Here is a 26,930-nt window from a genome sequence, read left to right on the forward strand (position 1 = left end):
GCCAGGCGGCTGATGAGAACCGCTCTCTGGCGCCAGGCGGCTGATATCACAGAATTTTAGGAGGTTCGTTTTTTGGGAACCCCTTTCTTTTGCGCGGTAGCTTTTTTGGTTGCCGCTTTTTTGGTAGTGGTTTTCTTTTTCGCCGCCTTCTTTTTGGTCGTTTTCTTTTTCGCGGACTTCTTCTTGGCCGAGCGTTTTTTGGGCGCTTTGGCGGCTCGATCGGCTAACAGTTCGAGGGCCGCTTCGAAGGTTAGCGAATCGGGTTCGGTTCCCTTGGGCAGCGAGGCGTTGGTTTGGCCGTCGGTGACGTAGGGACCAAAGCGGCCATCGAGCACGCGGACTTCGGTTTCGGTAACGGGAGATGGTTTCTCAAAAGTTTTGAGAGGCTCTTTGGGGGTGGCGGCCGCTCTGCCACGCGTTTTGGGTTGTTTCAATAATTCGATGGCTTGCTCAAAGGTGACATCGAGCGGCGAGAGATCGGCTGGCAGCGAGCGGGTTTCTTTGCCGCAAGTGATGTAGGGACCGTATCTGCCGTCCTTGGCCACCACCGGTTCGTTAAGCTCGGGGTGTTGGCCGAGGTCACGAGGCAGCTTTAGCAGATCGACCGCTTGTTGGAGCGTCAGCGTGCTGACCTCCATGCCCTTGAGCAGCGACTGGTTTTTCTTTTCCTCGTCATCATTCTCGCCCAGCTGGACGTAGGGACCGAACCGCCCCGATTTGACATAGATTGGTTTCTGCGTTTCGGGGTGCAGGCCCAGCGGTTCGTCTTCGCGGGAGGCATCGGCCAGCAGATCGAGCGATTTTTCCAGCGTCACTTCGTCGGGGCACATGCCATCGGGGAGACTGGCACGGCGTTCGCCTTGTTCCAAGAAGGGTCCGTATTTGCCGACGCGAACCACCACTTCCTCGCGAGCGTCGCCCGTGGTGGGCGTGCCGACGGTAAAGCGGGCGCTGACGCGGGGATCAATCTCCGCCGCTTTGGCCTCGAGCGTGGGGCGGAGACCGATCGGTGGCACCGCTTCGTCACCGGTGGTTTCGCCAAAGTAGAAACGTTTCAGATACTGCAGGGCCTTCTCTTCCTGGCGGCTGATCGAATCGAGAAAGTCCTCCATCTGCGCCGTGAATTCGTAATCGACCAGGGAAGAAAGGTGATCTTCCAGCAGTCGCACGACACTGAAAGCCGTCCAGCTGGGGACGAGCGCGTTCCCTTTCTTGAAGACGTAATCGCGATTTTGGATCGTGTCGATAATCGAAGCGTAGGTACTGGGACGCCCGATCCCCTTTTCCTCCAAGGTGCGGGTCAGGCTGGCTTCGCTGTACCGGGCTGGAGGTTGCGTGGTGTGGCTTTTGGTCTCCAGATTTTTGATATCCAACGGATCGTCCTGGGAGACCGCTGGCAGCAGTTTTTCCTTGTCGGCCAGTTCGGCATCGGGATCGTCCGAACCTTCCACGTAGGCCCTCAGGAAGCCCTCAAATTCGATCGACGTACCGCTGGCTTGGAAGACTGCGTCGCCACCTTCGATCGTCACCGTCATGCGTTTTTTCCGCGCGTCGGCCATCTGGCTGGCGATCGTCCGTTTCCAAATCAACTCGAAGAGTCGGAATTGGTCGCGGTCGAGTTCTTGGCGGAGCGCTTCCGGTTTTTTGAAGGGGTGACCGGCGGGACGAATCGCCTCGTGAGCCTCTTGCGCGTTCTTGACTTTGCTGGCGTAGACCCGCGGGGATTCATGGAGAAACTGGGGGCCGTACTCGCTGCGGACGAGATCCCGAGCGGCATCCACGGCGACTTGCGCGAGGGTTGTCGAGTCGGTCCGCATGTAGGTGATGTAACCGTTTTCGTATAACTTTTGTGCCGCTTGCATGGTGCGGCGGGCGGTAAACCCCAGTTTGCGGTTGGCTTCCTGCTGCAGCGTGCTGGTCGTGAAAGGTGCTTTCGGGCGTTCTGTGAAGGGTTTGACTTCGACCTTGGTGACCTTGAAAGCTTCGGTGCGGAGACGCGCGGCAAGCTCGGTGGCGGCCGCTTCGTCGAGCTGCAGCAGTTTGGGATCTTTCAACTGTCCAGTGTCGGAATCAAAATCTTTGCCGCTGGGGATGCGGCGACCGGCCACGGAGACCAGGGTGGCCGCAATCGACTCCGCGGAGGAGGTCAGGAAAAGCCCCTCCAGGTCCCAATAGGTGGCGTTGCGGAAAGCCATCCGTTCGCGTTCCCGCTGGACGATCAAGCGGACTGCGACACTCTGGACCCGCCCGGCGCTGAGCCCGCGACCCACTTTTTTCCAAAGTAGTTGCGAAACGTCGTAGCCGTAAAGGCGATCGAGGATGCGACGAGTTTCTTGCGCCTGGACCAAGCCGACATCGATTTGGCGGGGCGAAGCCAACGCGGTGTTAATCGCCTCTTTGGTAATTTCGTGGAAAACTAGGCGATGTACGGGGACTTTAGGTTTTAGCACTTCCTGCAAGTGCCAGCTGATCGCCTCCCCCTCGCGGTCTTCGTCCGTCGCCAGATAGACGTCTTTGGCCTGCTTGAGCGCGTCTTTTAATTTGGAAACTTGCTTTTTTTTATCTGCCGGAATGATGTACACCGGCTCAAATTCTTGGTCGACGTTGACCCCCAAATAGGCCCACGGTTCAGATTTATACTTCTCAGGGACCTCTTTGGCCCCAGAAGGTAAATCGCGAATATGTCCAATAGAAGCTTCCACTTGATAGCCGCTACCAAGGAATTTGCTTATCGTACGGGCTTTGGCGGGCGATTCAACGATCACCAACGACTTCTCTGTCGACTTTGCCATCAGGTGTCAGGGGAGCGAGGGGGAGTATGGGAATATGAGTCTCAGGTCGGGTTGACCCTGCGAATTGTACGGGTGTACTTTTATTAGCAGCGTAACAAAGGATGGAACGGTACTGCTGCTTGTCAAGGCGCGTCCTTTGCCAGCGTCGCTAAGAGCTAACGAGTTCCACAGAACCCCGCGCCCACGAATCGTCGTAGAAAGTTTTAACCGAAATGGCTAGCCCCTTTAGTGTTTTTCGCAGCAACCTCAAGCCGCTGATGGTGGTTTTGACCTTGCTGTCGTTGTTCGCCTTCGTTGCTCTGCCCGCATTGCAAATGTACTTGCAATATCGGGTGCCCGGGCAGGGGGATACCCTCGTTGCAACCTACAATGGGGGCACGTTCGAAACTGACGAGATTGGTTATTACCAACGTCTGCTCGGCCAAACAAATCGCTTTTTGGCTGCCGTGGCCGCCGAAGTCGAGGAACGTGGCGGGAGTCCGAATGTGCCCAATTATGGGCCCACTGGCCAGGGGGGGATGAGTTTTGGCATCTCCACGGTGAACGCGCCCAAATCGATCGTACGGCGAAAATTGTTCGCCCAGCGGGCAACCGAACTGGGGCTGGATATCGATAACACGGCGGTCGACCTGTGGATGCGGAATTTTCACGACAACAAGCTTTCCGCCAATGAATTGGCCGGAATTCGAGCGAAAACCTCGCAAAATACCCTGGGCCAGTCGCAAATGTACGGTTTGTTGAAAACCGAATTGCTGGCCAACCTATACGAGAATTTGACGCTCAGCGGCTTGGCGACTAGCACAAAATTGCTGATCTCGCCCGTCGAAGCCTGGAAGAATTTCCTCAAATTAAATCAACAAGCAACCGTTGATGCTTATCCGATTTTGGTCGAGGAACTGGTTAGCGAAGTGGGCGAGCCGGCTCAAAGCACCATTTTGGCGCTCTACGAAGAAGGAAAAGAACGCTTTCCCAACCGAAATTCGCCCGAGCCAGGTTTCCGCCGCCCCTACGCGGCAGTTGTCGAGTCGGTTTCCGGAGAACTCGACGCGTTTGTTGCCAAGGAAATCGAAAAATTTACCGAGGAAGAACTGCGAGCCGAGTATCAGAAGCGGATCGACCAAGGCCAGTTCATGATGCCGCCGATGGACTTGGATATTTCGACCCCTGACGAGACCGCCGATCCGGCAGCACCCGCTGGTGAAGAAACGCCAGCCGGAGAGACGCCAGCCGGAGAGACACCAGCCGGAGAGACGCCAGCCGGAGAGACGCCAGTCGGAGAGACGCCAGCCGGAGAGACACCAGCCGGAGAGACACCCGCCACGGAGCCGGTGACCGAGGTTCCAGCTGGCGAGGAAGCTCCAGCAGCCGCAGAGCCTGCCGCGGAAACGCCACCCGCGGAGGAACCACCCGCGGAAGAACCACCCGCGGAAGAACCACCCTTGGCGGCAGCTACTTCGGATCGAAATTACTTCTTGACTGCTTTGCAAGAGCCTAGCGATCCTCAGGACCCCACCGGCCAGGAACCTTCTGCAACAGATCCTCCTGCGGCAGAACCTTCTGCAACAGATCCTCCTGCGGCAGAACCTTCTGTGACAGAACCTTCTGCGACAGAACCTCCTGCGACAGAACCTCCTGCGACGGAACCTCCTGCGACGGAACCTCCTGCGACAGAACCTCCTGCGACGGAACCTCCTGCGACGGAACCTCCTGCGACGGAACCTCCGGTCACTGAAGAACCGGTGACCGAGGTGGCGGCTCCCAACGAGCCGCAACCGTTTGAAGCGGTTCGCGATCAGGTTGCTCGCAGTTTGGCGTTGCCGTTGGCACGTCAAGCGCGAAAGCAGGCGATGGCGCGGGTTTATGATTCGATGCAGCGATACTCCGATGAATTGGCTTACTATCTCGATGCCAGCCAGCTCGACAGCACGTTGGTGGCGCCCGAAAGGCCAAATTTGCAAGCGTTGGCTGCTGAGAATGGTTTGCAGTACAACAAAACACCACTGGTCAACATTCTCGAGTTCAGCGAGACGCCCATCGGTAGCGCGGTCAGTCAAGCTGGCGAGCCGTTGCCCCGTTTGTTGTTCAACTCGGATCGGGGACTTTACTACCCGGTGCGGGCGACCAGCGGTGAGAAAGCGCGTTTGATGGCCTCGCTAATGCGTAGCGGTAACTTTGATCTCCCCGATTTTGACATTCCCGAATCGTTCTTGTATGCGGCTTGGAAGATCGAAGATCGCGAGCCTTACACACCCGAGTTGGAAGATGTGCGTGAGGAGGTCATTGCGGCTGCGAAATTGCAAAACGCTAGGGAGTTGGCCCAGAAGCGAGCTGAGGAGTTAGCCGAATTGGCGAACTCGCAACCCGACAAACCGCTGTTGGAATTGGTGCCTGAAACTCGTCAAAACTTGGTTTTCCAAGATGTTGGGCCGTTTACTTGGATGCAATATCCTGCTTCCAATTTTGCCCCGCCGCAAATCACGAATGTTGCTGACTTAGACAACGTCGGTGAGGCATTTATGCGGGCGGTATTTTTCTCCCCCGTTGGACAGTTTGACGTCGCTGCGAATAATTCCGAATCGGTCTATTACGTCGTCAAAGCGAAAACCTTGACGCCCTCGGCCGAAGAACTGCGTCCACGGTTCATGCAGGCCAATCAACGCAACCCGGCGATGGGGCTTTCCAACGAAGAAGTCTTCGAGATTCGTCTTGGTTTCCTGGACGAATTTGAGAAGTCAGTCGGCTTGGAATGGAACGAAGATGTGATGGCGCAAATGTAGCCAGCCACTGTTTACCGCCGCAGCACGACCGCTGCGGCGTGGCCCTGTAGGGTAAAGCCGGTGACCAGCACCGCCGGTTTTTTGAGCTCTTCGCTCGCCGAGAGCAGGCGAATCTGGCAAGCCGGATCAAGTGCCTCGGCGTTGACCGTGGGGGGAACCAAGTTGCTCTCAGAAATCAGCGCGGCAGTCACCAGTGCTAGCGAACCGGCTGCGGCGCCGGTGTGTCCGAGGGCGGCAATGGGGGCCACCACGGGCGTTTGGGCCGAAAAAAGTTTAGTCAGTACCGTTGCTTCCGCGGCGTCGATTTCCGGGTGCCCCATGGCGTGCGATACTACCGCGCCAATTTCTGAAGCAGGCAGATTTGCGGCCGCCAAAGCAGCTTCGATCGCCAGCTGAGTGGCTTGGCCAATGCGGCGGGGATCGCCGGCGGTGGAAACGAACCGGATCGCCGAGCCGACCACTTGCGTCAGCGGCGTGGCACCCCGGGCGGCTGCTTGATTCCCTTTCTCTAGCACCAGCACGGCGGCCCCTTCGCCTCCAATCACGCCGTCGCGGTCGCAGGCGAATGGTCGCGAGGAACTGGCGATTGGCTGGCGAACGCTGCCGGCGGAGAGCCCGGCGTGAAAAATAAAACGGGTCGAGCTGATCCGCGTACCCGCCGCGCCGGTCAGCAGGCAATCGGCCATTCCGCGGTCGAGCACCGAGCTGCCTTCGACAAGTGCTGCCAACCCCGAGGTGTCGCCCAGCACCACCGTGTTGTTGGGCCCCAAAGCGCCCAGGGCGATCCCCACGTGGCAGGTCGCCATGTTGGGCAAATACTTAAGCATCCACAGCGGGTACATTTTTCGCATCGCCGCGGAGCCAAAATTGGCCACCTGTGGCGAATCGTCGCGAATGCCAAATTCGAGCATCGTGTCGACTAATTCCTCCGCATCGCCCGACATCATTTCGGAGCCGAAGACGGTAGCCAGCCGCTCGCTGGGCAGTTGTTCGGGCACCAGTTTAGCGTCGCTTTGGGCTAAGCTGGCCGCCGCGAAGGCGGTTTGGATTTCCCGGCACATGACTTTGAGTGCTTTGCGGGGCCGCACGTGCGCTTTGGGATCAAACCCGCGAAGCGTGCCCCCGACCGCCAGTTCTCCAACGTCCCCCATGCGGCCGTCGAGACGTCGAATCCCCGAGATGCCCTGCTGCATGGCTGTCCAGAAATCAGCGCGTCCCACCCCGATCGGACTGACCACGCCGACACCCGTGATGACGACGGCGTTTGATGGATCAACGGACACGATGGAAGACAGCTTTCCGAAAAAATGGGAATCGATCAGTACCGGACGCTTATCATCCATACCAACGTGTCGTTTCGCAACCGCCGGAGGTGCTTTTCAGCTGGCGATCGAGGTCTTGCCAGGTTGTCGCAAGAATGGCGATGGTGCGGCGGAGGCGTTCTTCTCGGACTCGCGTGCTCGCTGGAGCAGTTCGCCGATGGCCCCCAGCAGCGAGCTGCGGACAGTATCCCGATAGGGTGAATCGGCGGGGAGACCCGCCATCAGGCGACGGTGAGCTTCCGGCAGGTGGTGATAGGGAATGCTGGGAAAGAGATGATGCAAGGCATGGTACCGCGTGCCAACTGGCCCCCACAATTCGCTGATCCAAGGCCGTTCGGGATAGTTCACCGAATCGAGCAGTTGCTGGTCGAAACTCATCTCCTCACCCGTTCCGGTCCAGCGGTGGGCGCCGAGCGTGCGCAGGCCGTTGATGGTCGTGATCGTGACTCCCATGGCATACGCCAGCACCCAGAACCAATCAAACCAGATGCCTTTCATGATGGGAGCGCGGGCAACGAGCCAGACGCACCACAGAAAGCAGAGGAACTCTTGCGCGAAAATAATGCGACGAATCCGCGGGGAGGGATCAGAACGCAAGTAAAACGGATCGACGACCAGCGTGGAAGCGTGTCGATGCGCCCAGGTGCGAAGGCCCGGCACGACCCAGCACAAGGGAGCGATGATGGCGAACCGAATGTAGCCCAGAATTGGAATGAATAAATTTTGTGCGATGAATCCCCAAATCCACCAGGGGGACGAGTGGCTCAAGGAGAGATACTCTCCATCGTGCTCGGTGCCGTAGTGGCGTCGTCGATGGTGATCCACATGGGGATAGTACATGAACGACGGGACAAGGAAAAAGATGCCGCAGAGTGCATTCCAGGCAAAGCGAAATCCGCGGAAGCCTTGTTTCGGCAGGTGCACCAACTCATGGATGAACATCACCGATCGCATGTACAAGATTGCCGCCGCGATGAAGGCGACCACTTGTAAACTTACCATCGCGGCTAACGAGTTGGGGAAAATCCGCGGGGCGAAGTAAACCAAATGAAAGCAGATGTGCCCAGTGATAATAGTGAGCAAAAAATCAGTCCAATAGATGGCCCGGCTGGGGCTGTGGAGATCTTGGACTAGCTTGCGGGCTTCGACAAAGGAAAACTTGTGAGATTTGGCATTAATGGGGGGCACGGCTCTACCCTGCTTGTTAGTTCGGAGAGGGAGTCAATCGCGCTGGTTGCCGACACCCTTCAATTAGTTATCGGCAGCAGAATCATGTTCCGACATCGGAAAAAAACGAGCTTGCAGAAATGGAAATCATTGCCAAGGTTGCATTTGCTAAACCTGCAGGGCCAAACCTAAAGGTCGGCAAGGCTGCGATCGAACAAGCGGTGTGTTTTCACCCTTCGCGCACCGCCCCGTTCGATCGTTCCCCGCGATAACGAATTACTTTCCAAAACCCAACTCAGCTCTCCTTCGGTAATGCCGTAATTGAGAGCTTCATAAAAGACGCGTTCCAAAGTTACTAAACCGAGTCCCCATTTCTGATATTGAGGCAAAACATTAGTGCTGATCAACCGCACCCGTTTTAGTGTTTTTCTCTTTCTCAGCAGAGTTAACCAGCCGAACGGAAACAATCGTCCGTTTATTTTTTTAATCAGAGGATTATAGTCGAGCAAGCCGAAACCAGCCCCGGCAGGCTTCCCGTCGACAATCGCGATGCTGGTTAGCTCGGGGATTAGCAACAGGCGGAGGGCTGTGCTCTGATGCTTGATTTCCGTTGGCGACATGGGGACATAACCCCAGGTGCCCTCCAGCGAGCGGTTGTAAATATCTAAAAAAACCGCCACATCTTTGTTAAAGTTTTTAAAGTCAATTGGTCGGGTGGTGACGTCGAATCTTCGTTTCACTTCGGATAGGATAAACGCTAGCTTGGGGTCGAGCGTGTCGAGGTAAGAAGTATCGCAGTGGTAGCAGAACATGTCTTGTGTTTTAGCAAACCCGAAGTCGGTCCAGAGTCGTTGATAGTATTCCGGGTTGTGGGTGATCATGAACGTGGGCGAGCTGTCGAAACCATCGATCAGCATACCGCACTCATAGTTGAGACTTGGATTGACTGGGCCTCTGACATCCGTCATGCCCCGCTCGCGTAGCCAGCGACCAGCTGCGGCTAGCAAAGCCGCTGCCGCCTCGCTGTCATCCTCACACTCGAAGAAGCCGAAGAAACCTCGTTGTTCCTCATACCGGCGGTTATGACCATGGTTGACGATAGCCACCACTCGCCCCACCACGCGATCGCCGCGAGCCACCAGCAGCGGATACGATTCGGCGTTGTCATAAAACGGATGCTTGCGAAAACCAACCAACTCGTCTTGATTTCGCCAAATCGGCGGCATCCAAAATGGGTCATCGCGGTAGATTTTTTTCTGAATTTCGTTAAAGGCGCGGCGGTCGCTGCGTGACTCGGCCTGCCAAACTTTGATTGCATCGTTCATCTTGACCTTTTTCGCTTCGCTTTGATGTCACTGATATGGTGTCTCAGATAAATCCTGTATCTATGAAACATCGACTTGCTTTGATCACCGGCTCCACCGGTTTTATTGGCTCTCGTCTTGCCGTCGAGCTAGCCACACGCGGCTGGCAGGTGCGGATCACCTTGCGGCCAACCTCGAAAACTGCCCGCTTGGCCCAATTTGACAGCGAGCGGGTAGAGTTGGACTTGACCCGCACGAACGAGGAGATGTCTCGGCGAGCGTTGGACGGGGTGAGTCACATTTTTCACGTCGCCGGCTTGGTCTCCGGGACGCCCGCCCAACTCGACCAAGTGAACCGGGAAGGCACCGGTATCTTAATCCGAGCCGCTGCCGGGATGCCGAATCCACCTCATTTTCTGCTCGTTAGCTCTGCTGCCGCACTGGGGCCGTCGCGGGGGAGCCTTCCGCTGACCCCTGATCAGCCCCCCGCGCCGATCTCGAACTACGGACGCAGCAAGCTGGCTGGGGAACGGATTGCGATCACGGAGCGGGGCGAATGTCCGCTGACGATCGTGCGTCCGGGGATCGTTTTTGGGGAGGGAGACACCGAATTTATTCGGATTTTACGAGCGATCACACGGTTGCGGGTAAATGCCATGATTGGCCCCGGCACGCAGCCTTTGTCGATGATCGAGATTGATGATCTGGTCGATTTAATGATTCGCGCCGCCGAGATGGGAGAGCGAGTCAGCGGGGGCAATGCTCAACGAGACGCTGAGGGCGGAGTGGGCATTTATCACGCGGCCGATCCCCAGACGATGAGTTTGCTGGAGCTAGGGCAAGTCGTTCGCGAGCGATGTCCGCAACATCGTTTCGTCAATTTGAATTTTCCTTTAGCGGCCGGTTATTGTTTGGGAGCCGCGACCGAATTTTGCGGTCGCTTGCTGGGGAAATCTCCGACGCTTAATCGAGACAAAATTCGCGAAGCGCGTGCTCCCGGCTGGGCGCTCGATGTGCAGAAGTCGGTTGTTGGGTTAGGCTGGCAACCGCGCCAGTCGCTCGCGAACCATCTGGCCGATGTGCTCCGTGATGGTTTGCGTTTGCAAGTAACCTAAGACGTCTCATGCGAATTACCAGTCCCTCCAATCCTCGCTTTAAATTTGCCCTACGGTTGCGGGAGTCTCGGTTTCGTCGTCGTCAGGGGAAATTCCTGGTCGACGGCAAACGAGAGATTGCCCGCGCGCTGCTCGCCGGACTGGAACTTGAAGCGCTCTTCATGCCGCTCGAGTCAGAGACTTCGGCTGCCGAGCTGTGGCGTCGATTGTTGGCCGCCGCCGAAGGGGAGCAAAACCAGCGGGACAAGGTGATTGATTACCGGGAGGATCGCTTAGTCAGCCAGTTGCAAGCGGCCTTGTTAACCGTTCCCGGTGGCTTGCTCGAGAGGTTGGCCTACGGTCAGCGAAGTGAGGATTGGGTCGCTCAATTTAAGACACCACGGTGGGAATTGCAGTCGCTGGAGCTGCCCAGCTGCCCTCTGGTTGTCGTGCTCGACCGGCTGGAAAAACCAGGTAACGTTGGTGCGATTTTGCGTTCGGCCGATGCCGCCGGGGCTGACGCGGTGCTGATTTGCGACGGTTCCGATGACCTCTTCCACCCCAATATCATCCGGGCCAGCAGCGGGGTCGTTTTTCAGTTGCCAGTGCGGCAAACCACGACCGATGCCGCTCAGCACTGGTTGCGAAGTCGCGGAATTTGCATGTTGGCCACCCGCGTGGACGCTGAACGCACGCTGTGGGACGCCGATTGGCGGAAACCGACCGCAATTTTGGTGGGCAACGAGGCGGAGGGGCTGAGCGAGAGTTGGCGCAGCCAGGATATCGAACCGGTCCGGGTTCCCATGGCCGGCATGGCGGACAGTTTGAATGCCTCGGTGACCACGGCGATTTGTCTCTTCGAGGCGGTCAGGCAGCGGCGGGGCTAGCAATGGCGGTCACGTTTAGGGGCCGAGTCTAGCGGGGAATTGAGCGGATCGCTGCCGGTGTTGTGATCGGAGCTTTGCTAACGACCGGCTCGATTGCCAAAACCGGCATATTTGCTCAATCCAGAACTGCCCGCGCACCGATACCCACAATGGCCTTCGTTGTCTCAGGATCGCGATTGGCCCCTGTAACCGTGGATTCCGCGCAGCTCCAGAGATTTGCCAGATGACTCAGCATGACCTCCAACGACGCTCGCATCGCCGTCGCACGCTGCGGAATGCCCTGACGGTTGTTCTGCTGGCCGGATGCGTGACGGGTCTGGCCTGCCCCGCCCAAGATGTTAGCGCTCAAGATGCTAGCGTCCAAAATGTTAACGGCCGGGCTTTTGGCTGCAATACTGCAGACGTCGCGAATGCACGCACAGCCACCAATAGGCAATTACCGAAACAAATTCCCGCATTACCTCCTCTGCCGCTGAAGATCGAGCGGTTGGGCAGCAGGGAAACGCGGCAAACTATCGAGCACACGATGCCAATCGCTGTTCCAGGCGGGCAAACTTCGCAGGCTGGCACCGGCGGAGCCATCCGCGGCAACCCCTACTTGGTGCCACCCGCCGCCGCGGGCAAGCCGGGCGTCAACGGCCAGCCTGCCAACGGGGCCGGCTTTTACCGGGGGGCAGCATCGGCCGTGCAAACGGCCAGTGGTGTGGCTGATGAGTCTCCTCAGGCAGCCAGGTTATTGCCTCGCGAAACGACCAGCGACGCGGCCGTTGTCGTGCCAACGAACGACGTGACTAACGTTCCGCCGCTGGTCTTGCTGCAGCCATCAGCTGCCGTGTTGAAGTTACGTCCCGTCGATGGCTCCACAGAGGACGCGGTCGAGTTGGAGGACGATGCGAAGGCCACAGCGCAACAAGGCCAGCTTCAACAAGTCGCAGCCCCACAGATTGAGATTGTGATGCAGGAAGTCGAGCCTGCGGCTGACGCAACCGCCGCGGAGGAGGTGCCAGAGTTCTCTGGTTTGCATTTTTCGGATTTGAAGGAAACGCCGGCGGTTGCCGAGACTTTGACGCCAACTCTTGGCTCGGTGCGCTCCGCCGAGCCGCTGGTCAACGCTGACTTTGCAAAGAACTTGCCTGCCGCAGACGCTGCGGAGCTTGCAGACGCCGAGGAGGGGGCGCGGTTCCGGTTAAGCGACGGTGCTGGCGGAGCTCCCTCGCAGAAAAAACAAGACGGGGAGGATGTTCTGATCCCTGGTGCTTTGAAATTGCAGAGTCGTGGTCGCGTGGCGATTCGCGTTGCCCAGAACCCGCTGGTCTCGGTAGCTGCAGAAGCTAGCATCGCCGACGGTGATTCGGATGCGTATATGCTGGGGGCTGAGGCCGCTTTTGGCGACACGGTTTCCACCGAACCCGTTTCTGGTCAAGCATTAATTCGACCCAATCATTTGGCTGTCCCCAGCGCAGCAAACGCAGCTGCCGTGGTCGGCCCGCCCACCCCGCAAACGCTGGAACAGCTGACTGCGGAACGCGCTGGCGGGCAAACGGTCCAGCCGGGAGTCGGCGAGGACAACAACGTACGGCACGACTCGCTTGAGCCAGCGGGGCAAACGGTGGCGAAAATCTATCGGCCATCCAGGCGGTTGGTAATTGATGTGAACCAGCAAAAGCAGACTGCGACTGTGGGTTCCGGACCAATGCTGCGTCAGGTGTCCGCCGCGGAGATGGAAGCGGAGCGGGTGTTCGCCGGGCAACCAACTCGCAAAATTTCGATTCAGCATGCTCAGTCGCATTCACTCTCACCGCAAACTGCCGTGCAACGAGTGCAGTTAGAGAACCGCGAGATCTGTGAAGCGGTGCTGGTCGGGCCTCACAAGTTGCTGCTGATTGGTCGTCAAGTTGGCTCCACGCGGTTGGCGATTTGGTGTGGCGATGACGAGCAGCCTGAACTGCATGAAATCAACGTCGTCAGTGAAAAGGAAGCACCCTTGGGTGCGTCGCTGGAAGCGGTGGCACAACGTCTCACCGAGACGATCAGGGCCACCTATCCCGGCTGTCGAATCAGAGTCATCGCCCAAGGTGATGGACTGACGGTCATTGGCCAAGCAAGTAATCAAAGTACCGCCCGCGAAATCATGCGGTTGGTGCGGAGTGCTTGTCTGGAAACAGTCAACGATCGTTTGGAAGTTCGTTGAGTTTGAGATCTTAAAAACCTACACGATTTGTAGCGTCGGCTTTAGTCCGTCGCGCACGCGTCCAACCGAGGTTGAGCGATGACGATACGCAGAAATTTCGTACTCTCACTAGTAGCTACTGGGGTGGCCCTGGTGGGCTCGGTTGTACCGGCCGCCGGTCAGAGCCCCACGCAAGGGCTTGCCCCCATGTTGGATTCTCCAGCGACTCAGCTCAGCCTGCAGGATGGTATGATTACCTCCTTGGAAGGTTTTGAGTTGGCTCCTGGCGAAACCATCATCGATGGGCCACCCGAGCTGAAACAGTTAGCGGAAACTCAGATGACCCCGCTACCTGCTACCGATTACGCGCAGGGTATGGCTGCCGCCTGTTCCCCAGGCTGTTACGTGCCATGCCAGCCGGGCTATTACAGCGTTGTCGATATGCTCTACATGCAACGCACCGGTGGCAGCGGGTTTACGCGAGCATTTGGTTATTCCTTTGATGACTACGAATGGGAATTCGCGCCACGAGTCACCTGGGGACGCCGCTTCGATTGCGTCGATGGTTATGAATTCGTGTTCGCCGGACTGCTAGATTGGGAAGACACCATCTTTGGCACGACGCAAGACAGCGTGTTCATTGCTCCCGTGCTGCCAGCCAATATCTTTGACGCGGTACAGCGGTTCAACAACGCGGATCGTCAGTTTCAAAGTCGCCGGGCTTCCTACGATAGCTTTGAGTTCAGCCGCACATACACTGGTTGGGATGTGGCTCGCATTATGGTCGGCTTGCGGGGCATTATGTATGATGAAGACTATGCCTTCGGGGCCGAAGATACCGTAACTGGCGATAGCGTGCTGTTGCAGCAAAACACCGACAACTTGTTGATTGGTCCTCAAGTAGGTTTGCAACTGTTCTATCCCTTGGGATTGCGTGTCTACACCGACACCACGATCAAAGGTGCCATCCTGTTGAACTTTGCGGAGTCAGACACGCGACTCAACGTCGCCGCGCCAACCGCGGTTGTTCTGAATAGTTCGGCCGACGAAACTGAGCTGGCTGGGATGATTGAGATCGGTTCGAAACTGGGAATTAATCTGACCGATTCACTTTCGGCCACGATTGGTTATGACTTCTGGTACCTGTCCGGACTTGCCGAAGCGGGCAGCCAAGTGTCGAGAAACTTGAGTCCAGCGACTGGCTTCGGGATCAACGTCGACGATGATATTTTCATCCACGGTGTAAACGCAGGTTTGCAGTTTGTTTACTAACGGGTTGGCGAGCTAGCTTGTTACGGCGAGACAGCTCGTGGAGATTCGAGTATTCTGGGGAAAAGTCCTCGCTTTCCCCTCCGATACTTGATCGCTCCGTGACTCGTGATGAAATCACTCGCAGCAAGATGCCTCGTTCTGGTTGTTTTTTGCTCGCTGGCCGCTCCGCCGCGCGGTCGTTCAGGGCTGTTGGCAGCCGCACCGCCGGTAGAGTTTGCTCGCGACGTGCTGCCGATCCTGTCGGCAAATTGCTTCTCCTGCCACGGTCCTGACGCGGAACATCGTCAAGCCGATTTGAGGCTCGATCGCGAAACCGACGCCACAGAGTCCGGCGTGCTCGCTCGCGACGCCACCACTGGCCACAATGCGTTGCTTGCCCGGATCACAAGTCGTGATCCTGACGCGGTGATGCCTCCCCCCGAATTTAATCGGCAACTCCAGCCCGAGCAGATCGAGACGCTGCGGCGGTGGATTGAAGAGGGGGCGCAGTGGCAGCAGCACTGGGCGTTTGAACCGATCCTTCGCCCTGCCGATTCCCATGATCGCCCCGTTGCCGCTCTGGATAATCTGGTTCGTCACCAACTGGCTAAGTTGGAATTAAAGTTGCAACCGCCCGCTTCGCCGCACACTTTGGCGCGGCGACTCTCGCTCGATCTATTAGGCGTGCCGCCCACCTTTGAGCAGGCCGACGCTTTTGCCGCCGACCGATCGCCCGACGCTTATGAAGCCTTGGTCGATCGCCTGTTGGGCCAGCCGCAATTTGGAGAGCACTGGGCGCGGATGTGGTTGGACTTGGCGCGCTATGCGGACACCAAAGGTTACGAGAAGGATCGCGGTCGCACGATGTGGCCCTATCGCGACTGGGTAATCGCAGCCTTCAATCGGGATCTGCCACTCGATCAATTCACCATGGATCAACTGGCTGGTGATTTGCTGGCCGAGCCGACTCAAGCCCAATTGATTGCCACGGCCTTTCATCGCAACACCATGTCCAATGATGAAGGGGGAACCGATGACGAAGAGTTCCGCACGCTGGCTGTCAAAGATCGAATCAACACGACGGTCCAAGTTTGGATGGGGCTGACGATGGGGTGCGCTCAATGCCACACGCATAAGTACGACCCGATTTCAATTGAAGACTATTATCGCTTCTATGCTATTTTTAATCAGACTCGCGATGCCGATCGCAGCGACGACGCGCCCAAATTGGAGGTCAGCAGCGAGCAGCAAATTGCCGAGCGACGTCGGCTCGAGGCGGAGCTGGCCAGCTTGCAAGCCGAACTGCGGCAGCGCGAGGAACAGGCTATCGATGATGAGCTCGCCGAAGGGAAAATTTGGTCGGCCGTGCGAGTGCGATCAGCAGTCTCGTTGGGCAAGGCGACTCTGACACTCGATAAGCTGAAAACCATTGTGGTGAGTGGTGAAAGTCCGACGCATGATACTTATCATATTGACGTGGAGTTGCCGGCGGGACGCTATACCGCCCTGCGGCTCGAAGCTCTGCCGGTGTTGACCGCCGCTGGCAAGTATGAAGTGGGACGCAACCCGGCTGATCCGAATTTTGTGGTCTCCGAGTTGCGTGTGGAAGCTGTCGCCCAGCAGTCGTCCCAGCCGCTCTCCGAGGAACGTTTTGCCTTGCAGGGGCCGCGAGCTGATTTTTCTCAGGCTGGCTGGCCCGCCGCAGCGGCGCTGGATGGCGATACGAAAACGGGCTGGGCCATCTCGCCGCAGAAAAACCAGCGGCATGTGTTGATCGCCGAATTTGCCAATCCCTTGGAATTGGCTGAACCGCAACTGCTGCGCGTGGTCATCGACCAACAGTATGGCAATCAATTGACGCTCGCCCGGTTTCGTCTCAGCACCAGTGGCTTGGATCCCCAGACGCTCATGCCGCAGGCAAACTTGCTGGCTGGCGATCCGCTCCGCCAGCAGATCAAGGCCAGCGAACAGGCGCTGCAAGCGTTGAACTCGGCGATCACTCAAATTCCCGTAATGCGCGAACTACCGGTCGGGGAACACAGGGTAACGCGAGTGCACAAGCGGGGTAGTTTTTTGGATCAAGGCGAAGTGGTTGAGCCGGCCGTTTTGGCTGCCTTTCACCCCTTGCCCGACGCCGTGCCGCTCGATCGCCGCGGTGTGGCTCAGTGGTTAGTCAGTCCGGAAAATCCACTCACGCCCCGCGTCTGGGCCAATCGCATTTGGGCCAGGTTGTTTGGTCGCGGTTTAGTCGAGACCGAGGAAGATTTTGGTAAGCTGGGATCTGTCCCCACGCATCCGGAATTGCTCGATCTATTGGCGGACGAGTATCGCGGGGGAGGTTGGTCCCTCAAGCATTTGCTGAAAACGATTGTGATGAGTGATACCTATCGCCAATCTTCACACGCCGATGCGGTCTCGCTGGAAAAGGATCCCGATAACCAATGGTATTCCCGCGCGCCCCGTTTTCGCCTCACCGGGGAAATGCTCCGCGATCAGGCGTTGGCAACCGCCGGTTTGCTCTCCGATAAACTTGGTGGGCCACCTGTCATGCCGCCCCAGCCCGCTGGTCTTTGGCGATCGACCTACAGTGGCGAACAATGGGTCGATGCCAAAGGTGAGGATCGCTTTCGGCGGGGCATCTACACGTATTTGAAACGTACCACGCCCTACCCCGCATTCACCACCTTCGATGGCGGCAGTGGGGAGGTTTGCTTGATCCGTCGCATTCACACTAACACACCTTTGCAGGCCCTGATCACGCTGAACGATCCAGTCTTTATGGAAGCCGCAGCGGGGTTGGCGATTCGCATGCTGGCCAGCACTTCTGACCAAGTAGATGCTGACCAAGTAGATGCTGACCAACAAAGCAGCGCGCGGCGGGCTGCCAAGGGGCTGCGTTGGGCCTTGGTGCGGCCCGTCGAGCAAACTGAAGTTGAGCCTTTGCTGCGTCTGCAAAGCGATGCGGAGTCTCACTTTGCGGCTAACCCTGCATTAGCAGAGCAGTTGTTGGCGGCGAGCTGCGGGGAGTTAAGCGGGGAGCTAGCCAGGGACATGCCGGAATCGATCTCCGCGGCTGAACAGGCTGCCTGGATCCTTGTCGCCAGCACAATCCTCAACTTAGATGAATACCTGACCCGGAATTAATCATCATGACTCAACCCGAATTTCAACAACCCCGTTTCTCGCCACCACTCGAGCGCGTGCGCGAGCAAACGCGGCGGCATTTTCTCTCCTCCGGCGGACTTGGGTTGGGGGCGGTTGCTCTCGGCTGTCTGGCCTCCGCTGGCATGTCGCCGCGGGCCGCGATGGCCGATGAGCTCGGCGCGGACGGTGCGGGACTCAATCCGCTGGCCGCCAAGTTGCCACAGTTGGCGGCTAGAGCCAAGCGGGTAATTTATTTGCATATGGCCGGTTCGCCCTCGCAGCTCGAACTGTTTGATCACAAACCGGAGTTGGAAAAGTTACACATGCAAGATGCGCCAGCATCGTTTTTGGAAGGCAAGCGTTTTGCCTTCATCAAAGGAGTCCCCAAGATTCTCTCCGGGCAATTCGGGTTTGCTCAACATGGTGAAAGTGGGCAAGTCATCAGCGAGTTGTTTCCCCACTTGGCAGGCGTGGCCGATCAAATCAGCGTGATCCGCACGGTGCACACCGATCAGTTCAACCACGCGCCGGCTCAACTCTTTGCCCACACCGGATCGGCCCGCTTGGGGAGTCCCTCGATCGGCGCCTGGGCGACTTACGGCTTGGGCAGCGAGAATGAAAATTTGCCCGGCTTCGTGGTCTTGCTCTCGGGCGGCAAAACACCCGACGCGGGCAAGTCGCTGTGGGGTTCAGGATTTTTATCGGGTGTCTATCAGGGAGTCCAGTGCCGCACGACGGGCGATCCGGTGTTGTTTCTTGGTGATCCGCCGGGAATCAATCGCGAACTGCGGAGGCGGATGCTCGATACGGTGGCGGAGATGAACGAAGTCCAATTCCAGCAAATCCAAGACCGTGAGACGCGGACACGGATCGCTCAGTACGAGTTGGCTTATCGGATGCAGATGGCGGTTCCCGAGGTGATGGATATCTCCCAGGAACCCCAACATATCCTCGATCTTTACGGTGCCCGGCCGGGATACGTATCGCCAGCGGAATCTGCTGATGATCCGCGTAAGTTGTATCGCGGTGACGATCCCACCTTTGCCAACAACTGTTTGCTCGCCAGACGACTGGTGGAAAACGGAGTTCGGTTTGTGCAGTTATATGATTGGGGTTGGGATCACCATGGATCTTCGCTGGGCGAAAGCATTGATGAGACCTTGCCGATTAAATGCCAGCAAACCGATCGAGCGATTGCCGGACTGTTGACCGATCTTCAGCAACGGGGCTTGTTGGCCGAAACATTGGTCGTTTGGGGTGGCGAGTTTGGTCGCACGCCGATGATGCAGAATAACGTCCGCAGCGAGTTAAAAGCGGGTTACGTGGGGCGCGATCATCATCCCTACGCCTTCTCGATGTGGCTCGCCGGTGGCGGGATACGAGGTGGCGTTTCGTATGGTCAGACCGACGAGTTTGGTTACTATCCCGTGGAGAACCCGGTCAGCCTCCGCGACTTGCAAGCGACCTTGTTGTACACGCTGGGACTCGACCCGCACCGTTTTCATTTTCGCTATCAAGGGCTCGACCAGCGGCTGATCGGCCCCACCGATGAAGGCCGAGTGCTCAGCGAGTTGCTGGTTTGAGGCGTCAGGCGTTAAACATTAGGCGTTAGGCAGTTCGATCCAGAACCAACCTCGCAGCTCGCCTTCCTTGAAGCCGACAGCTTTATCATCCGGGTAGAGCTTACTGAGTTGCTCACTGATCACCGGGGCAATTTGATCGGCCGGCCCGTGGCACATTAAGCATTGCGACTGCAGTTTGATTGGCATCAGGGCGGCGGCATGATTGTTGGAGAGGGTGACGAAAACGGGCTCGGACGATTTTTGCTCGACAAGCTCAGCGGCCCAAGCGGGCGGCAAGTTGTTGGGGTTTCGCAGTCGGACTCCGCTGCGGCCGATTGACACACCGTGCTGCTTGCCGACTTCCGCGGCGATCTGCGGCGCTTCGTTTTTACAAACTGAGATGGCCGCTGCCGGCCCGGCGGTTTGCATCGCTTGCTGCAGTCGCCCGGAGAGTTGTGTGAAGAGCGCTTGTTTGGCAGCCAGCATCGTTTCACGTTGGGCTTCGCTCGGGGAGCGATCGGCCACGATTGTCAGGACGGGTTCTGAGGAGTTGGCATTTGTCGCGGAGTTCTCATTGGGAGCGTTGTTGGTGGTCGCGTTGGGTGAGCAGCCGCTCAGGGCGATGATTGCCAGCAGCGGGCGGAATGCCAACAGTGAGCAGAATGGGAGCGAGCGGAGCATCGGTGTTCCTGTGGTGCTGTCGTTTGGGAGCGAATCGATTCGCGGGGGCCCAGGTCATTAGCCACTGACCAAAGATTGATCAATATATCGTAAGCTAGCGACCTGTCAATGGTTTGTGGTAATCGGGGGACTCGCCCATTATCGCGGCATGGGTTCTGGTTTATGATTTTGACAGCTTCAACTTGCAGCTTGTTCAGGAGGTACGAGGAGTGGCATTTTCGCGCATCAAGCGGATTGTATCTGCGATTGTTGTACCGCTGCGGGATAGTTTCCGGGATTTGCTGCCGATCATCGTGGTGGTGGCGGTCTTTCAGTTGTTGGTATTTCGTCAGCCGCTGGAGAACGTCGGTCAGCTAACGTTGGGGTTGCTGCTGGTGGTGGCCGGTTTGTCGTTATTTGTCGCCGGGCTGCAGATGGCATTGTTTCCGATTGGCGAGGGGATGGCCAACGCGTTTGCTCGCAAAGGTAGCGTCCCTTGGTTGTTGGCATTTGCTTTTGCTTTGGGGTTTGGCACCACCTTCGCGGAACCGGCTTTAATTGCCATTGGCGACAAAGCGGCCGATTTAAAATACACCGTTGGTGAACCGGCCGAGTTGGTCGAGGTTCGACGTTCGTTTGCTTTTGCGTTGCGGGCGACGGTTGCCGTCTCGGTCGGATTGGCACTGGTCGTGGGTGTGATGCGAATCATCAAAGGTTGGCCGATTCATTATTTGATCTTGGTCGGTTATCTCATGATTTTGGCGATCACTCCATTTGCCCCCAGTTCGATCGTGGCCATTGCCTACGATGCGGGCGGCGTCACCACATCGACGATCACGGTCCCGTTGACCGCCGCCTTGGGCGTGGGCTTGGCATCGAGCATTCAGGGGCGTAATCCGTTGCTCGATGGTTTTGGCTTGATTGCTTTCGCGTCGTTGACACCGATTATGTTCGTCTTGGGGTTGGGGATCATCTGGTGAGCGATGTTTTGGTCACGCTGTGGGAATCGACCCTTTCGACTTTACGCGACGTGTTGCCGATCGCGGTCATCGTGGTCTTTTTTCAGTTGGTCGTGTTGCGTCGGCCGTTTGTCAATTTGCCTCGCCTCGCTTGGGGTGCTGGCTTTGTCGTGATTGGGTTGACGTTATTTCTGTTGGGCTTGGAATTGGCCTTGTTCCCGTTGGGGGAAGAGATGGCCGAGCAATTGGTAGCCTTGCAAATGAACTCCCAGGCGGGCGATGAGGCGGGGCTGGGCGAGGAGCTAATTGGGCCTTGGTACAGCTATTACTGGACTTATATCTTTGCTTTGGCGATTGGCGTGAGCACGACGATTGCCGAGCCGGCCTTGATCGCGGTGGCATTGAAAGCTGAGGAGGTATCTGGCGGTGCGATTCGGGCTTGGGGATTGCGGTTGGCCGTCGCTGCGGGCGTGGGTGTGGGAGTTGCTTTGGGGACGTTTCGAATCATCGTCGGCACGCCGTTGCCGTACTTTATTTTCGCTGGCTACGTGGTGGTGATGGTGCAAACTTGGTTTGCTCCCAAGCAGATCGTGCCGTTGGCTTATGATTCGGGAGGCGTGACCACTTCAACGGTCACAGTTCCCCTGGTCGCCGCATTGGGATTGGGTTTGGCCAGCCGCGTGCCGGGGCGTGATCCGGTGATCGATGGTTTCGGGTTGATCGCGTTTGCTTCTTTGTTCCCTATCATGTCGGTGATGGGATATGCTCAGCTGGCCGGCTGGCGGCACGCGCGTCGCCAGCGACGAGCTGAGCTGTTGGAGCGGGCCGAGCTGTTGGAGCGAGAGCGTCACGAGTCAGAGGCTGTGGTAACTGCCTAAGTACGGACTGAAGGTTAAAATATGCACTTCAAATTGATCATTGCGTTTGTGGACGACGACAAGACCAGCGGCGTGATGAAAGCGGCTCGCGAAGAGGGCGCGACTGGGGCGACGATTATTGGCAATGCCCGGGGCCAAGGCCTGAACCCCACCAAGTCGTTTCTAGGGCTGTCGCTGGAGAGTCAACGTGATGTCTTGATGTTTTTGGTGGAGGGACATTTGAGCCGCAGAATTTTGGAGACGATTTGTCGCGTCGCCGAGTTTGAGGAAAAGCCAGGTACCGGAATCGCGATCCAAATCGATGTCGAGGATGCCGTCGGAGTGAGTCATCAAATTGAAAAGTTGACCGATATAATCGAGAAAAACATATGAGTAATCAGGTGATTGTGCGAGTCGCTGATGTGATGAAGCGGGACTTTGACATGGTCGATGGTAAGCTGACCGTGAAGGCCGCACTGTTGACCATGAAGCACCCCGAAACACGGGCACTGATTGTGGCCAAGCGTGACGCCAACGATGAATTCGGCTTGGTGTTGTTGGCCGATATCGCCAAGAAAGTGTTGGCCGAAGATCGCTCGCCGGAACGCGTGAATCTCTACGAGATCATGGCGAAACCGGTGTTGAGCGTGCAGCCCAGCATGAATATCCGTTATTGCGCCCGCTTGCTGGAACGGTTTTCGATCGCCAGGGCGCCGGTGATCGATGGTGATCAAGTCGTCGGCATCGTCAGCTATCACGATCTCGTCTTGCGGGGCTTGATGCAATCAATCCGCAGCGAAGTTTAGGCCGGGCCAGCGGACTTTGGCCGGATCAGCGGGCGTGTTGTGGCGGGCCGTGCGACCGTTCGTCACGTTTCCATCACAGTTGCGTTGCCTCTTCAACCGATTCTAGTAGAATGGGGGGAAAAGATTGCCGCGGTCGTTTGCGAATACTGGCGCGACACGTCAGGAGCGGTTGGCAGAACGCGGTTGATCTTGGGTTTTGGCCTTTTATTTTATTGGATTTCGGCGATGTCCCACCGTAGTTTTGTGCACCCCAGACAAGCGTTCACGCTGATCGAATTATTGGTAGTCATCGCGATCATCGGAATTTTGGTCGGTTTGTTGCTACCTGCCGTGCAGAGTGCGCGGGAGGCGTCTCGGCGGATGAGCTGTCAAAATAACCTCAAACAGCTGACCCTGGCTGCGCATCTCCACCACGATGCGATGGGCGCATTCCCCGCCGCCCGTTACGAACCTAGACCGGGAGCCCCCGCGAATCAGAGTTGTGGGGGTGAGGAACCGACTTGGCTCGTCCGCGTGTTGCCATTTTTGGAACAGCAAAACCAAGCCAACCATTGGGACTTGAGCCTCGAGTGGCACGAGCATCCCGATTTTGCTCGCGAAACGGTTGCTGACGTGTTTCTTTGTCCCAGCCGACGAGCGGGGACCAGCCCGATTGGGCTGCGAGAGGTCGGTGGCAGCGTGGGGGGCGGAACGTTGCCCTGCGGCTGTCCTTGGCCCGGTTCTGGGGGGCGCAATGTGACGGGTGCGCTTTGTGACTACGCTGGTAATCACGGTGATTTGACTCCTGGCTCCGTTGGTGCACCGACCGATTTTTACTATGGCGGCCGCGGCACGGGCGTGATCATTAGCGTGCGGCCCAAATGTGTCGACGATCGGCCACGCGAGCCGCGTGATCGGGTGCGGATGTCGGCCGTGCGAGACGGTACCTCTGCGACTTTTCTGTTCGGTGAAAAACATATCCCCTGGAATGGATTGGGAGTTTTTCCGGACGATTCGCCCGCCTACGACGGAGATCACTTGCCCGCTTCCTGCCGATTGGCCGGCCCGGGAGCCCGTTTGGCACTCAGCCCCAACGACTTGTTGGCCAACTCCATCTCCTTCGGCAGCTGGCATCCGGCCGTCGTCAACTTCTCCATGGTCGATGGTTCGGTGCGAACTTTTTCAACCACCACCGATACCTTGCTGTTGGGCTCTTTGGCCAATCGCAACGATGGCCGCACCACCTATTTGGACTGAATCGCTTGAAGTGGTATTTGGCAATCGGCTTGTTGCTGGTCACCGGTTGTGGTGGACCGGCGGTGCTGCCCGTCGAGGGCGTCGTCCAGTTCGAGGATGGAGAACCGGCCAAGACGGGAGTCATTGAGTTCCGTGCGGCCGACGGTCTGTGGCGGGGTAGTGGCCGTTTGGATGACAAGGGGCATTTTTCGATCACCTCCGTCGATGGTGAGGCAGGCTTGCCCGCTGGTCTCTATTACGTGATCGTGGCTCAAATGGTGATTACCGAGGATTTATCGCTGGAACAGCACGGTCATGGCCGCCCGGTGCCGCAAAAGTATGCGGATTATTACACCAGTGGGCTGGAGCAGACGATCAGCGAGGAAAATTCAAAGTCTTTAGTCGTTGAGCTGGTTTCCTCCCCTTAACAGGGTAGCTCGGGCGAATGTTTTCCGCTGTGTCGAGCAAATTCTCAACGCTGATGGAGTCATGGCCGGATGGTGTCCGATAGAGAGTCTGGTAGGAAGGAATATCGTTGTTATGCCGATTATTCCTGCCTGCATGCCGGACCTCTCAGCAGTTACTCCCAGCCCGCCGACAGTTCATGCGATACGTCACTTGGCTTATTCGATGGTACCAATGGTCGCATCGCCCATTACCGTTGGTGCTGCTAATCGCTTGCGGTGCTTGCTGCCCCGCCGCGGCGAGTGAAGGTTCGTCGGATCAGGACCGAGCCGCCGAGCAGGCAAGACGAGCTGACGCGAAGTCGGCCCCCGCGCCTGTGCTGCGTTTAACTCGTCAACAGCCCGATTTGCACATGCCAGTTCCGGCCGACAAACCGGCCGTGCGGGCTTCGAGTCGGCGAACGCTCCAAGCCGAACCCAAAGTCGCCACCCGCATGCTTTCCGCACCGCAGGCGGCTGGTGATGTCGAGCAGCAAGCAGCGACACCGCGAGTCGCTGAGGCGATTCGCCAACAGCGAGCGGCGTCGACTGTCAGCAGTGATGGCTGGATTGCTCGCGGTAGTTCCTTAAAGGCTGGTAGTTCTGCGAAAAATGGTAGCCTGGCGAAGTCTAGCGACTCTGCAAAGGCTGGTGGCTCTGAAAAAGCGGGCGAAATAGCAGCCGTTGCGCCCGAGAGGCAATCAAATACCCAATTGAATACAACGCGTATCGCAGCCAATCCGCTTGGCCTGCAAGCACCGCAGACCTCAGCACCTCCGGCTAGGATCGGCAGCGGGCGCAGAACTGATCCGCCTTCGTTAGCCGCGCCAGCCGCAACGTCGCTGAAGCCGGTGCCTCGTTTGACGCCACCCGTTGAGGGCAGAAAAACGGTCGCCGCACCGCCCACGTCGTCGGCCGCCCCGCTGACTGCCCCCGTGGAAGTCGTCACGCCAACTTTCCCAAGGCGCATCTTGCCCGCGGATCCGCAACTGCCGGCTGAGCTGAGCCCGCCTGCTGAGCTGAGCCCGCCCGCTGAGTCGCCCGCCCCCGCCGCGGAGACTGTGCTGGAAGCAGACTCACCGATCGGCAGCGGTTTGGCTGGTCCCGACTTGGGTTCGCGGCGGACGCCTCGCGCGTCGAGTACGCCGCGGCGGTCGGTTGCGGCGCCGGCGGAGTTACCGGTCCGGCGGCCGCAGATTGAGCCGCCGCGAGAAGAGCGAGCTCGGCAAGAGCCTCTGGAGCCTCAGGATCGCGGGCGGATTTTGCAGGAACAGATTGAACAATTTGAGCGTGAGACGTCACGGCGGCGTGACCCGGCCAGCGAAGAGGCTTACGAGAATCCCAGCATTGAACGCGAAACCGAGGATGTCGAAGAGAGTTTTCGCGAGTCACCGCGGAAACCAGCTGCGGCCCCCGCGGCGCCTTTGATTTCGGCGGCGGCGAGCCGTTTGGAGCGTCCGATCGCCCAGTGCTTGCAGTACTATTACAACCGTCCGGAGAATGCTCGCGAGCGGACTCCGTGGGGCATGCTGCACGCTATCATTCCCTACGGCTTGGACGCCATGATCGACACCGGGCGGGCGCGTTACAGTGCGATTGCTTGGTTGGCTGGCAACAACCCCAACCGCAACCTGCGGATGTTCACCACGACGCGGAGCGGCCAATTGGTGGCTCGATCGGGAGTTGGACTGCAAGGGCACCAGGCTCAGACGCTCGCCATTTTCGCACAGGTCGGTGTACCGCAAGATTATCCAATCATGGTCAACAAGCGGAAGTTTACCGTGATGGACTTGGTCCGATCGGAAATGGCAGCTTGCAAGACGGGTGAGGAGTTGACATTTACGTTGATTGGTTTGTCGCACTATTTGCCCACCGATACCCGCTGGCAGACTGCTGATGGCGAGGTTTGGGACTTCGAGCGATTGATTCGTGAGGAGCTGAGTCAGCCCGTGGTGGGAGCTGCTTGCGGTGGAACGCACCGTTTGATGGGTTTCACCTACGCGATCAAACAGCGTCGCTTGGAGGGGCTACCGATGACTGGCGAATGGTTGCGAGCTGAGGTCTTTATTGATGATTTCATCGATTATGCTTGGAGTTTGCAGAATCGTGACGGTTCCTTCAGCACCGATTGGTTTGAGGGGCGAGCGGACAATAATGATCTGGATCGCAAGCTGCAAACTTCGGGGCACATTATGGAGTGGCTGTTGTTTTCCAGCACGGCGGAGCAGTTGAACGACGAGCGTGTGATACGCGGGGTCACGTTCTTGGCCAACGCCATGATTCAGAATCGGCGGCACGAGTGGCAGGTGGGACCGAAGGGGCATGCGATTCGCGCGCTCTCGTTGTACCATCGACTAGTGTTTGGCTCGCGGCAGCCATGGAAGAGCGAAGTCGCCCAGGGGTTAGATCGACCGACCACAAATTCTGGTCGAAGACGTTGAGAGAATGGGCTCAGCGACGTTGCCGATTTGCCGCCGGGAGATTAGATTTCATGCGTCCCCGGCAAAATGTATTGGCATG

At 57.7% G+C, this 26,930-nt stretch carries 19 protein-coding genes; 14 read left to right on the forward strand and 5 right to left on the reverse strand.

Annotated features, from left to right (window positions below):
• Positions 1–56: 56 nt before the first annotated feature.
• Positions 57–2,792 (reverse strand): type I DNA topoisomerase, encoded by a 2,736-nt coding sequence (topA, locus tag SH139x_RS08260; protein ID WP_488354798.1) that lies wholly within the window; start codon positions 2,790–2,792, stop codon positions 57–59.
• A 212-nt stretch (positions 2,793–3,004) separates the two neighbouring features.
• On the opposite strand from topA, the gene SH139x_RS08265 reads away from it, so the two are divergent.
• Positions 3,005–5,569, forward strand: a complete 2,565-nt coding sequence (locus SH139x_RS08265; protein ID WP_488354799.1) for a hypothetical protein — start codon at positions 3,005–3,007, stop codon at positions 5,567–5,569.
• Between the two features lie 11 nt (positions 5,570–5,580).
• Here SH139x_RS08265 and SH139x_RS08270 read toward each other — a convergent pair whose 3' ends face one another.
• The 3 genes from SH139x_RS08270 to SH139x_RS08280 form a co-directional block, all read right to left on the reverse strand.
• Complete coding sequence (locus tag SH139x_RS08270) at positions 5,581–6,852, reverse strand: beta-ketoacyl-[acyl-carrier-protein] synthase family protein (protein ID WP_488354800.1); 1,272 nt, start codon at positions 6,850–6,852, stop codon at positions 5,581–5,583.
• A 96-nt stretch (positions 6,853–6,948) separates the two neighbouring features.
• Entirely contained in the window at positions 6,949–8,079 is a 1,131-nt protein-coding gene (locus SH139x_RS08275; RefSeq protein WP_488354801.1) for a fatty acid desaturase family protein, read from the reverse strand.
• A 167-nt stretch (positions 8,080–8,246) separates the two neighbouring features.
• Positions 8,247–9,383 carry a GNAT family N-acetyltransferase gene (locus SH139x_RS08280; protein ID WP_488354802.1) on the reverse strand — a complete coding sequence of 379 codons (1,137 nt, stop codon included), beginning with the start codon at positions 9,381–9,383 and terminating at the stop codon, positions 8,247–8,249.
• Between the two features lie 62 nt (positions 9,384–9,445).
• On the opposite strand from SH139x_RS08280, the gene SH139x_RS08285 reads away from it, so the two are divergent.
• From SH139x_RS08285 to SH139x_RS08310, 6 genes are all read left to right on the forward strand, one after another.
• Positions 9,446–10,477: an NAD-dependent epimerase/dehydratase family protein gene (locus SH139x_RS08285; RefSeq protein WP_488354803.1), complete on the forward strand. Its 1,032-nt coding sequence runs from the start codon at positions 9,446–9,448 to the stop codon at positions 10,475–10,477.
• Between the two features lie 8 nt (positions 10,478–10,485).
• Positions 10,486–11,343 (forward strand): TrmH family RNA methyltransferase, encoded by an 858-nt coding sequence (locus SH139x_RS08290; protein WP_488354804.1) that lies wholly within the window; start codon positions 10,486–10,488, stop codon positions 11,341–11,343.
• Between the two features lie 223 nt (positions 11,344–11,566).
• Positions 11,567–13,534, forward strand: coding sequence for a pilus assembly protein N-terminal domain-containing protein (locus SH139x_RS08295; RefSeq protein WP_488354805.1), 1,968 nt, complete (start codon positions 11,567–11,569; stop codon positions 13,532–13,534).
• Positions 13,535–13,612: 78 nt separating this feature from the next.
• Positions 13,613–14,785 (forward strand): hypothetical protein, encoded by a 1,173-nt coding sequence (locus SH139x_RS08300; protein WP_488354806.1) that lies wholly within the window; start codon positions 13,613–13,615, stop codon positions 14,783–14,785.
• A gap of 108 nt (positions 14,786–14,893) precedes the next feature.
• Entirely contained in the window at positions 14,894–17,908 is a 3,015-nt protein-coding gene (locus SH139x_RS08305; protein ID WP_488354807.1) for a PSD1 and planctomycete cytochrome C domain-containing protein, read from the forward strand.
• 5 nt (positions 17,909–17,913) lie between these two features.
• On the forward strand, positions 17,914–19,491 hold the full coding sequence (locus tag SH139x_RS08310) for a DUF1501 domain-containing protein (RefSeq protein WP_488354808.1): 1,578 nt from the start codon (positions 17,914–17,916) through the stop codon (positions 19,489–19,491).
• Between the two features lie 18 nt (positions 19,492–19,509).
• Here SH139x_RS08310 and SH139x_RS08315 read toward each other — a convergent pair whose 3' ends face one another.
• Complete coding sequence (locus SH139x_RS08315; protein ID WP_488354809.1) at positions 19,510–20,151, reverse strand: c-type heme family protein; 642 nt, start codon at positions 20,149–20,151, stop codon at positions 19,510–19,512.
• Between the two features lie 209 nt (positions 20,152–20,360).
• Here SH139x_RS08315 and SH139x_RS08320 point away from each other — a divergent pair, with 209 nt between their 5' ends.
• The 7 genes from SH139x_RS08320 to SH139x_RS08350 all read left to right on the forward strand — a co-directional run bounded on the left by SH139x_RS08320 (position 20,361) and on the right by SH139x_RS08350 (position 26,851).
• The gene (locus SH139x_RS08320; protein WP_488354810.1) at positions 20,361–21,110 is read left to right on the forward strand and encodes a DUF1538 family protein; all 750 of its coding nucleotides are present in this window, start codon (positions 20,361–20,363) and stop codon (positions 21,108–21,110) included.
• Entirely contained in the window at positions 21,107–21,967 is an 861-nt protein-coding gene (locus SH139x_RS08325; protein ID WP_488354811.1) for a DUF1538 domain-containing protein, read from the forward strand. Before SH139x_RS08320 ends, SH139x_RS08325 begins: the two co-directional genes overlap by 4 nt.
• Before the next feature lie 21 nt (positions 21,968–21,988).
• On the forward strand, positions 21,989–22,339 hold the full coding sequence (locus SH139x_RS08330; protein ID WP_488354812.1) for a P-II family nitrogen regulator: 351 nt from the start codon (positions 21,989–21,991) through the stop codon (positions 22,337–22,339).
• Positions 22,336–22,752, forward strand: coding sequence for a CBS domain-containing protein (locus SH139x_RS08335; RefSeq protein WP_488354813.1), 417 nt, complete (start codon positions 22,336–22,338; stop codon positions 22,750–22,752). Before SH139x_RS08330 ends, SH139x_RS08335 begins: the two co-directional genes overlap by 4 nt.
• 225 nt (positions 22,753–22,977) lie before the next feature.
• The gene (locus SH139x_RS08340) at positions 22,978–23,988 is read left to right on the forward strand and encodes a DUF1559 family PulG-like putative transporter (RefSeq protein ID WP_488354814.1); all 1,011 of its coding nucleotides are present in this window, start codon (positions 22,978–22,980) and stop codon (positions 23,986–23,988) included.
• Positions 23,989–23,993: 5 nt separating this feature from the next.
• Positions 23,994–24,395, forward strand: coding sequence for a carboxypeptidase regulatory-like domain-containing protein (locus tag SH139x_RS08345; protein ID WP_488354815.1), 402 nt, complete (start codon positions 23,994–23,996; stop codon positions 24,393–24,395).
• Between the two features lie 176 nt (positions 24,396–24,571).
• On the forward strand, positions 24,572–26,851 hold the full coding sequence (locus tag SH139x_RS08350) for a hypothetical protein (protein WP_488354816.1): 2,280 nt from the start codon (positions 24,572–24,574) through the stop codon (positions 26,849–26,851).
• Positions 26,852–26,930: the final 79 nt, after the last annotated feature.

The organism is Kothea flammea, assembly GCF_052161645.1.
In the GTDB taxonomy this organism is placed as follows: domain Bacteria; phylum Planctomycetota; class Planctomycetia; order Pirellulales; family Pirellulaceae; genus Laterigemmans.